At 74.4% G+C, this 8,327-nt stretch carries 9 protein-coding genes; 4 read left to right on the top strand and 5 right to left on the bottom strand.

The genetic code is table 11. From position 1 onward, the window contains the following. Nucleotides 1-43: 43 nt before the first annotated feature. Nucleotides 44-1,897: an FUSC family protein gene (locus CCN44_RS40190; RefSeq protein WP_086704066.1), complete on the bottom strand. Its 1,854-nt coding sequence runs from the start codon at nucleotides 1,895-1,897 to the stop codon at nucleotides 44-46. 127 nt (nucleotides 1,898-2,024) lie between these two features. Continuing rightward, a complete protein-coding gene (locus CCN44_RS40185; protein ID WP_086704064.1) occupies nucleotides 2,025-2,792 on the bottom strand; it encodes a nucleotidyltransferase domain-containing protein in 768 nt (255 codons plus the stop codon). On the opposite strand from CCN44_RS40185, the gene CCN44_RS44230 reads away from it, so the two are divergent. The 3 genes from CCN44_RS44230 to CCN44_RS40175 all read left to right on the top strand — a co-directional run bounded on the left by CCN44_RS44230 (nucleotide 2,791) and on the right by CCN44_RS40175 (nucleotide 4,211). Continuing rightward, nucleotides 2,791-3,222 carry a hypothetical protein gene (locus CCN44_RS44230; RefSeq protein ID WP_143650398.1) on the top strand — a complete coding sequence of 144 codons (432 nt, stop codon included), beginning with the start codon at nucleotides 2,791-2,793 and terminating at the stop codon, nucleotides 3,220-3,222. The genes CCN44_RS40185 and CCN44_RS44230 overlap by 2 nt on opposite strands. Nucleotides 3,223-3,339: 117 nt before the next feature. Next, the gene (locus CCN44_RS40180) at nucleotides 3,340-3,759 is read left to right on the top strand and encodes a RidA family protein (protein WP_059248734.1); all 420 of its coding nucleotides are present in this window, start codon (nucleotides 3,340-3,342) and stop codon (nucleotides 3,757-3,759) included. Continuing rightward, nucleotides 3,756-4,211, top strand: a complete 456-nt coding sequence (locus CCN44_RS40175) for a GNAT family N-acetyltransferase (protein WP_086704062.1) — start codon at nucleotides 3,756-3,758, stop codon at nucleotides 4,209-4,211. The genes CCN44_RS40180 and CCN44_RS40175 overlap by 4 nt, the downstream gene beginning before the upstream one ends. Before the next feature lie 196 nt (nucleotides 4,212-4,407). Here the strand turns inward: CCN44_RS40175 and CCN44_RS40170 are convergent, their stop codons facing one another. Both CCN44_RS40170 and CCN44_RS40165 read right to left on the bottom strand, forming a co-directional pair. Continuing rightward, a complete protein-coding gene (locus CCN44_RS40170) occupies nucleotides 4,408-5,130 on the bottom strand; it encodes an aspartate/glutamate racemase family protein (RefSeq protein ID WP_086704069.1) in 723 nt (240 codons plus the stop codon). A 5-nt stretch (nucleotides 5,131-5,135) separates the two neighbouring features. After that, the gene (locus CCN44_RS40165) at nucleotides 5,136-6,593 is read right to left on the bottom strand and encodes an NCS1 family nucleobase:cation symporter-1 (protein WP_086704059.1); all 1,458 of its coding nucleotides are present in this window, start codon (nucleotides 6,591-6,593) and stop codon (nucleotides 5,136-5,138) included. A gap of 144 nt (nucleotides 6,594-6,737) precedes the next feature. Here CCN44_RS40165 and CCN44_RS40160 point away from each other — a divergent pair, with 144 nt between their 5' ends. Then, on the top strand, nucleotides 6,738-7,469 hold the full coding sequence (locus CCN44_RS40160) for a GntR family transcriptional regulator (RefSeq protein ID WP_086704056.1): 732 nt from the start codon (nucleotides 6,738-6,740) through the stop codon (nucleotides 7,467-7,469). 18 nt (nucleotides 7,470-7,487) lie between these two features. Here the strand turns inward: CCN44_RS40160 and CCN44_RS40155 are convergent, their stop codons facing one another. Continuing rightward, nucleotides 7,488-8,183, bottom strand: a complete 696-nt coding sequence (locus CCN44_RS40155) for a uracil-DNA glycosylase (protein ID WP_059248738.1) — start codon at nucleotides 8,181-8,183, stop codon at nucleotides 7,488-7,490. Between the last annotated feature and the right edge of the window lie 144 nt (nucleotides 8,184-8,327).

Here is an 8,327-nt window from a genome sequence, read left to right as displayed (position 1 = left end):
GAGGCGGGCACGGCCGGGGCGGGCGCGGCCAAGGCGGGCACGGTCACGCGGCGGCGGGCAGTGGTACCCGCATCCCCCGCCGCTCCAGCTCCCCCAGCGCTTCGCGCAGTTGGCGCAGGTGCCGGGGGGTGAGCCGGCCGGTGTCGTCGAGGTGCACGGCGCAGGCCGTGGTGGTGTCCACGAGCCGTTCCAGCGCCTCGGCGACGGCGTCCGTGCCCTCGGTGTGCCGGGCGAGGGCGGGCAATTCGGCGGCGGCGACCGCGATGGCGGTCCGGGCCTCGGCGAGGGCGCGGTAGGCCTCCCGGCGCAGCACCCACCGTTCGGCGCGGTCGCCGGACTCGCCGAGGACGTGGAGGAGGTAGGCGTGGGCGGCGCGGCCGGCCGTCGTGAGCCGGGCCCGTACACCGCCACCGCGCTGCCCCGGCATCGGCAGATGCCCCACGACCAGCACGAGCGCGCAGGCCAGCAGGGTCTCGCCGATCCGGCTGACCGAGGCCTGCGGCTCCCCGCCGGCCATGACCAGGGCCAGGACGAGGACGGTGACGACGGCGGTGAGCGCCGCGAAGTGCCGGGTGGCGACCGGTACGAGGGCGCCGCACACCGTCACCAGCGCGATCAGCCCCTCGGGGCGGGGCAGCAGCGCGGCGAAGCCGGCGAACACCAGGGCGCCGAGGACGGTTCCGGCGGCCCGGCACAGCACGCGCGAGGCGAGCGGGCCGAGGTCGGGCTTGACGAGGAAGACGGCGGTGGCGGGCAGCCAGTACCAGTGCGCGTGCGGACCGTACCAGCGGGTGTGGTGCAGGGCCTGGGCGATGGCGGCGCTGGCGCCGAAGCAGAGGGCGACGCGCAGCCCGTACTCGCGCCCGCCGGCGCCGAGTGCGGCCCGCAGCGCGTGCCGGACGTCCCGGCGCCGGCCGAGCAGTCCGCGCTGGGCGCCGTCGCCCCGGTCGAAGGCGTCGGCGGCGCGCAGCAGCGCGTCGTCCAGGGCGCGCAGGGCGGGGGCCGACCGGTGCGGGGCGGGCAGCGGGCCGGTGCCGGTGTCGCCGCGGACGGCGGTGGCGAGCCGCCGGGGCCCCTCGGCGGCGCGCGCCGGCACGGGCTCTCCCGCCCAGTAGAGGGCGGTGGCGGCCTCGGCGAGGGGCAGGGCCGCCGCGAACCGGGCGTGCAGCCGGCGTTCGGCGGCCGAGCCGGTCTGGCGGCGCAGCCGGGGTCCGGCGAGGGCGTCCTGGGCGTGGTCGAGCGCGGCGGTGAGCGCGGCCCGCCGGGCGGTGGCGTGCTCCCCGCCCACGGCGGCGACGAGCGCGGCGATCGCGTCGTACACGTCGGCGACCGCCTGCCGTTCCCCGTCGAACCGGAAGTCCCCGGCGAGCGAGCCCGGGGTGGGCAGGGCGAGGCGCAGCACCAGCAGCCAGCCGGCGCCGGCCAGGAAGGCCAGGGCCTGCTGCCAGCCGCTCTCGGCGGTCGGCATCCCGGCGCCGACGGCCGCGGCGACGAGCAGCTGGGTGCCGGCGGCGGAGGCGACGGGCCCGACGGCGCTGACGCCGCCGGCGACCAGTCCCAGCGCGGTGAGCACCAGGGTCAGCGGTACGGCGGCCAGTCCCTGCCCGGCGTACGTCCCCACGAGCAGCCCCAGCGCTCCGGCCGCCGCGGGCACCCCGAGCCGGTGCACGGAGGCCCGCCGGCTGCCGGGCCGGTCGTTGATGCCGGCGAGCATGGCACCGATGGCGGCGAGCACGCCGAGGGCCGTCTGCCCGACGAGCATCCCGGCGAGCAGCGACGGCCCGGCGGCGAGCGCGCCCCGGCAGACCGCGCTCCAGGGCACGGGACCGCGCTGGGCACGGAAGGCATGGGCGAGCCAGAGGGGTATGGCGGGCCGTGACACAGGGCTCCTGTTCATACGAGGGCGGGGTGGGCCTTCGGACGACGGTGGCCGGTGGATGTGGTCCCACGGTAGATCGCGTTCCCTGTGCGAACGGTGCGCTCACGTTTCAGACAGATGAAAGGTGTCGGGACGGCCGCTTTCTTTATGAACGCAATGCCCTGGCGATGATCTCCTCGGCTTCGGTCACGGCGGCGGCGAGCGCGCCGGGCTCGGCCCGCAGACCGGCCACGACCGTGTCGATCCCGCGCAGCCCGGCCCGCTCCAGCAGGCGTTTCTCGTTCGTCACCCACTCACCGCGGGCCGCGAGGACGGCGTGGGCGGACTGGGTGGCGGCTGTGGCGAGGGCGCCGGCGGTTTCGGTGAGGCGGCCGTGCGGGGCGTGGTTGGCCTTGGCGTAGGAGAGGGTGGCGTGGGCGGTGCCGGACCAGCGGTCGAAGGCGGTGCGGCGGAGCTTCGGCGGGTAGCCGTCCGGGCGCGGGAGGTCGCCGCGCAGGACCTCATTGAGTGCCAGTTCGGCCACGATCAGGTAGGTGGGGATGCCGGCCAGGTGGAACAGCAGCGGCTCCACCCGGAAGCGGCCCTCCGCCGCCTCGGCCAGCTCGTGCTCGACGACGTCCAGGTCCCGGTAGTGCACGTCGACCCGCCGCCCGTCGATGGTCAGCCAGGCGCCGCCGTTGAACACTCCGCCGCCCCAGCCGCCGATCTCGGAGACCTCGCCGGGCCAGCCGAGGGCGCGCAGGTCGTCCGGGTCGAAGGGACCTCGGTAGTAGACGGCCAGGTCCCAGTCGCTGTCGGGGCGGTGGGTGCCCTCGGCGCGGGAACCGCCGAGGGCCACGGCCCGCACGGTGGGCAGGGCGGCCAGGCGGTCGGCGGTGGTGGCGAGGAAGTCGGCGTCGGAAGAATGCGGCATGCGCTCAGCCTGGCGCAGCCACGCCGAAGGCCGCTCCCGAAATTCCGAGCCCTCTCTGCGTGATCCGCAGCAGCGGCTCCCGCAGGGCGCCGAGTCCGCGCCGCATCTCCTCGGCCATCTTGAGCTGGCGACCCGGGTGCCGGTGCAGGAACTCGACCGCTCGGGCCGCGCAGTGGAGCGCCCGTGGTCCGCAGGCCAGAGGGGTGCTGACGACGGAGACGGCGACGGCGGCGAGAGCGGTGACGACGACGGCGCGCCACCGGGGGTGGTGATCGGGACGGTGGCGGCCGGGGCGGCAGTGATGACGGGCGCCGGATGCCGGGGCGGCCGTGCTGACGATCGGGGCGGTGCCCGGGACGGCCGTGCTGACGGGCGCAGCGGCGAAGGCGTCCGAGCACGCACGCCGCGCGCGGTCGCGGCAGGCGCCTGATGCTCTCTGGGCCCAGGGGGTCGAACACCCGCCGCAGCCCGGGTAATTCGGGTGCGCGCAGGGGTCAGGTGTCCGATCATCGGACAGTTGGTCACCGACCCTGGAGGAATCGCAGCCATGATCCGGCGCGTCACCGCCCCCGCTCTCTTCCCGCCGCCGACCTACTCCCACGCCTCCGTGGTCGAGGCCGGCACGAAGCTCGCGTTCCTCGCCGGGGCGGTGCCGCTCGACGAGCACGGGGCGGTCGTCGGCCCCGGCGACCCGGTGCGGCAGGCCGAGCAGGTGATCGCCAATCTGCGGGAGCAACTGCGCGTTGTCGGCAGCGACTTGGCGCACGTGGTGGCGACGGATGTGTACGTCGTGTGCAGCGAGCCCGCGGTGCTCACCTCGGTGTGGGAGGTCGTACGGGCCTCGGGGCTGAGCACGGGTCCGCACTCCTCCACGCTGCTCGGCGTGGCCTGCCTCGGGTACACCGGTCAGCTGGTGGAGATCACGGCCACCGCCGTGGTGCCGGAGCAGGCGGGCGGCGACCGATGACGGAAGCGGTCGTACTCCGCCGTGCCGGGCCGGCGGACGCGCACGCCACCGCCGACGTGTATCTGCGGTCCTTCGCCGCCGCGCTGCCGACGGTCGTCCGGCCGCACACCGACGACGAGGTCCGGGAGTACATCCGGGAGGTCGTGGTGCCCGCGCGGGAGACCTGGGTGGCGGAGGCGGCCGGAAGCGGGGTGGTCGGCCTGATGGTCCTGCAAGGGGAGTCGCTGTCCCAGCTGTACCTGGATCCCGAGTGGCGTGGGCGGGGCATCGGGGACCGGTTCGTCGCGCTGGCCAAGGAGCGCAGCCCCCGGGGCCTCACCCTGTGGACCTTCCAGGTCAACAAGCCCGCCCATCGCTTCTACGAGCGGCACGGCTTCACCGCCGTCGAGTTCACCGACGGCAGCGGCAACGAGGAGCGCGAGCCGGACGTCCGTTACGTCTGGCGTCCGTGAGCGGCCGCGGTCGCGACGTCGGCCGTGCCGTCCTTGAGCACGCTCCCGGCCGGCCTGCCGGGCCGCACACCGCTGCCGGGCCGCACACCGCTGGCGGTCGGCGGCAGGCTGTGCCGGGTCGAGCGCCCGCCACTACGGCCGCCCCGCCACTACGGCTGGCCCGCCCCGAGTCGTCATCGCCCGCGCCGTCTCCGGCTCATCCCGGCGGCCGTCCCCACGCCCTCGCCTTGGGCAGCGGCTTCGCGTAGCCGCCGGCGCGGCTCGTCGTCAGTCCCAGCCCCACCAGCGACTCCGCGAGCTTGACCGCCGCCCCGACGCCGTCGACCACCGGCAGCCCGAGCTTCTCCCCCACCGTCCGCTCCAGTCCCGTCATCCCGGCGCACCCCAGGACCAGGACCTCGGCGCCGGCGTCGCGGGCGCGTTCGGCGGCGGCCAGGAACGCGGACTCGGTCCGGGCCGGGTCCGCGGCGAGGTCGAGAACGCCGAGGCCGGTGCCGACGACGGCGGCGCAGTTGCGGGCCACGCCCGCGGTCTCCAGGCTGTCCTCGATCAGGCCGCGGGACCGGTCGAGGGTGGTGACGACGCCGTAGCGACGCCCGAGGAGACAGGCCAGGTGCGCCGCGGCCTCGGTGATGTCCACGACGGGTACGTCCACCAGTTCCCGTACACCTTCCCGGCCGTGCTCCCCGAACCCGGCCAGCACGACCGCGTCGTAGGCCGGTCCGCCGTATGTCCGCAGAGCGTCGAGGACGGCCGCGGCCGACAGATGGCTGTCCAGCCAGCCCTCGGCGGACTCGGGGCCCCAGGCGGGGGTCAGCCCGGCCACGGTGGTGCCCGGGCCCGCCGCGCTCCGGGCCCCGCGGACGATCTCCTCGGTCATCTCCGGCGTGGTGTTGCAGTTGGTGACGACGATCCGCATGTCCGTCAGCCCTCCCGTCCCGCCGCCGCGCACTCCCGGCGGCACAGCGCCGCGTACAGGCCGGCGGCGAGGGCCGTACCGATGAACCAGGAGTACGGCGAGACGTCGCTGAAGCTGTGTACGAGCGCGAGGACGGCGGCGACCGCGGCGGCGGGCAGGAACGCCCAGAGCGCCTTGGGGTTGACTCCCCCGCGGTAGTGGTACGGGGTGCCGGGCCGGGCGTCGAACAGCGCGTCGACGTCGATCCTGCCGCGCTTGACCCAGTAGTAGTCGACCATGATCACGCCGAACAGCGGACCGAGGAAGGCGCCGAGTCCGCCGAGGAAGTAGTTGACGACGGTCGGGTTGGAGAAGAGGTTCCAGGGGGTGACCACCAGCGCCGCCACCGTGCTGATCATGCCTCCCACCTTGAAGGTGATCTTCTGCGGCCAGACGTTGGCGAGGTCGTACGCCGGTGAGACGAAGTTGGCGACGATGTTGACACCCATGGTGGCGATGGCGAAGGTCAGCGCGGCGATGACCAGCACCCAGGTGTCGCCCACCTTGGCGACCAGCTCCGCCGGGTCGGTGATGGCCTGCCCGAACGCCTCCAGCGAGCCCGCCGTGACGATCACCGAGACGACCACGAACGCGGTGGAGTTGATGGGCAGCCCCCAGAAGTTGCCGCGCCTCACGGTCCGGTCGTCGGGGGCGAAGCGGGAGAAGTCGCAGAAGTTGAGCATCAGCGTGCCGTAGGTCGCGAGGATCAGCCCGATCGCGCCGAACCACTGCCGCCACTGCTCGCCGGCCGGGACCGGGTGCGGGGTGGAGGTCAGCGAGATGCTCCAGTGGGCCTTGGCCAGCACCCACACCGCCAGCGCGATCATCACCAGCCAGATCGCCGGACCGCAGAAGTCCTGGAACTTCCGCACCGACTCCATGCCCCGGCTGATGATCAGCGCCTGGAGGAGCCAGAGCGAGACGAAGGAGATCCAGCCGAGCGCGTCCAGGCCGAGGAAGGAGGGACGCGTCAGCGACTCCAGACCCGGCCAGGCCGCCAGCAGCATCACATTGACGGCGACGGAGGCCAGATAGGTCTGTATGCCGTACCACATGATGGCGATCACGGCCCGGATCAGCGCCGGGATGTTGGCGCCCCAGACGCCGAAGCTGATGCGGCTGACGACCGGGAACGGCACGCCGTGGCGCTGGCCGATCCGGCCCATCCGGTTCATGCCGAAGTAGATGAGCACGAAGCCGACGAGGAGGGAGGTGAAGACCTGCCAGACGTTCATGCCGAGAACCAGCAGGCCCGCGGCGAAGGTGTAGTTGCCGAGGTTGTGGACGTCGGACATCCACATGGCGAACAGGTCGAAGACCTTCCAGTTCCGCTGCCGGGCGGGAGCGAGGTCCTCGTTGACGAGGCGGGGATCGGGGACGGACGCGGGGGCGCCGGTGGCTGCGGCGCGGTCGGCGAGGGACACGGGGCCTCCATGGACGAGGGGACGGAGGACGGCGGCCGTTTGGTATACCAAACTGTCGCCATGGTGCCGCCGTCAAGCGTCCGGACCGATGTCGTTGCCGTTACGGCCCCGTAAAAGACCCCCGTGTTCCGCGAAGATGGGCCCATGAGCGGCACGACGAGCCCCGGACGGGCGAAGACCGAACCCTTGGGCGCGGTGCGCGAGCGCGTCCTGGCGAGCCTGCGGGAGGACATCATCGCGGGGCGCCTCGGCCCCGGTGACCGGCTCGTCGAGCGGGAACTGGCCGAGCGGTTCGGCGTCTCGCGGGTGCCGGTGCGGGAGGCGATCCGCGCCCTGGTCGCCGAGGGCTTCGTCCTCTTCGAGTCGGCCCGCCGTACGGTCGTCCGCCGGCTCACCCCGGCCGACGTCCGCGAACTCTTCGAGCTGCGCGAGGCGTTGGAGGTGTACGCGGCCGGCCTGGCGGCGTCCCGCGCGACCCCCGAGGCACTGGCCGAGCTGCGGGACCTGCTCGACCAGGCGGCCCGCGCGACGCAGGCGGAGGACGCCGAGACGATCACGGACATCAACACCCGCTTCCACGACCGCGTCCTCGCCATGGCCGGCAACGGCCTGCTGATCTCGGTCATGGAACCGGTCGACGGCCGCCTGCGCTGGCTCACCCGCCGGAACGAGGAGTGGCCCCAACTCCTCACCGAACACCGCGCGTTGTACGAGGCGATCGCCTCCGGCGACCCGGCCCGGGCCCGCGCCCACGCCCTCGACCACGTCCGCGCCAACTACCGCTCGACGGTACAGCACCTGTTCGGATCGGAACCGACGGACGCGCCCCGGGCCGACCCCGGTACCGATGAGGGTGCCGGTGCCGGGGCGGGCTGAGGAGCCGCGGCTTCCGGTCTACCGCAGCCCGGCCGCCTCCGCCGCCGTGCGCAGCACCTCGCGCAGCATGCCGGCGGTGAGCCGGCCGGTGAAGGTGTTGCGCTGGCTCACGTGGAAGCAGCCGAACAGGTCCAGGCCGTCGAGCGCGACCCGGGCGCCGTGGGCGAAGGCCGGGCGGGGGCGGGGCACGGTCCAGCCCGCCTCCGCGAACGCGGGCAGCGCGGCCTGCCAGCCGAAGGCGCCGAGGACGACGGCGGCCCGCAGCGTCGGCCGGAGCAGCGTCAGCTCCTGGACCAGCCAGGGACGGCAGGTGTCACGCTCACCCGGGGTCGGCTTGTTGGCGGGCGGCGCGCAGTGCACCGGCGCCGTGACCCGCACGCCGTACAGCTCCAGTCCGTCGTCGGCGCTGACGGAGGTGGGCTGCGAGGCGAGCCCCACGTCGTACAGCGCCTGATACAGCACGTCTCCCGAACGGTCCCCGGTGAACATGCGGCCGGTGCGGTTGCCGCCGTGCGCCGCCGGGGCCAGCCCGATGATCAGCAGCCGGGCGTCAGCCGGGCCGAAGCCGGGCACCGGCCGCCCCCAGTACTCCCAGTCGGCGAACGCGGCCCGCTTCGTACGGGCCACCTCCTCACGCCACTCGACCAGCCGGGGACAGGCCCGGCAGTCGGCGACACGTCGGTCCAGCCGGGCGAGAGCACTGCGGTCGTCCATACCGCCACGGTATGCCCCGTCCGCGACCGTACGTCCGGGGCCCGGGTCCACCGCGGCGGGCTGTCGGATGAGACCCACCGAGGTGGGCGCACCCCCGGGTCAGGCCCGCCATGGTGCACCCCCCGGTCAGGCCCGCCATGGTGC

This window comes from Streptomyces tricolor (genome assembly GCF_002155905.1).
Taxonomy (GTDB): domain Bacteria; phylum Actinomycetota; class Actinomycetes; order Streptomycetales; family Streptomycetaceae; genus Streptomyces; species Streptomyces tricolor.
Note: the sequence above shows the minus strand (reverse complement) of the source record. Positions and strands in the feature narration are given on the sequence as shown.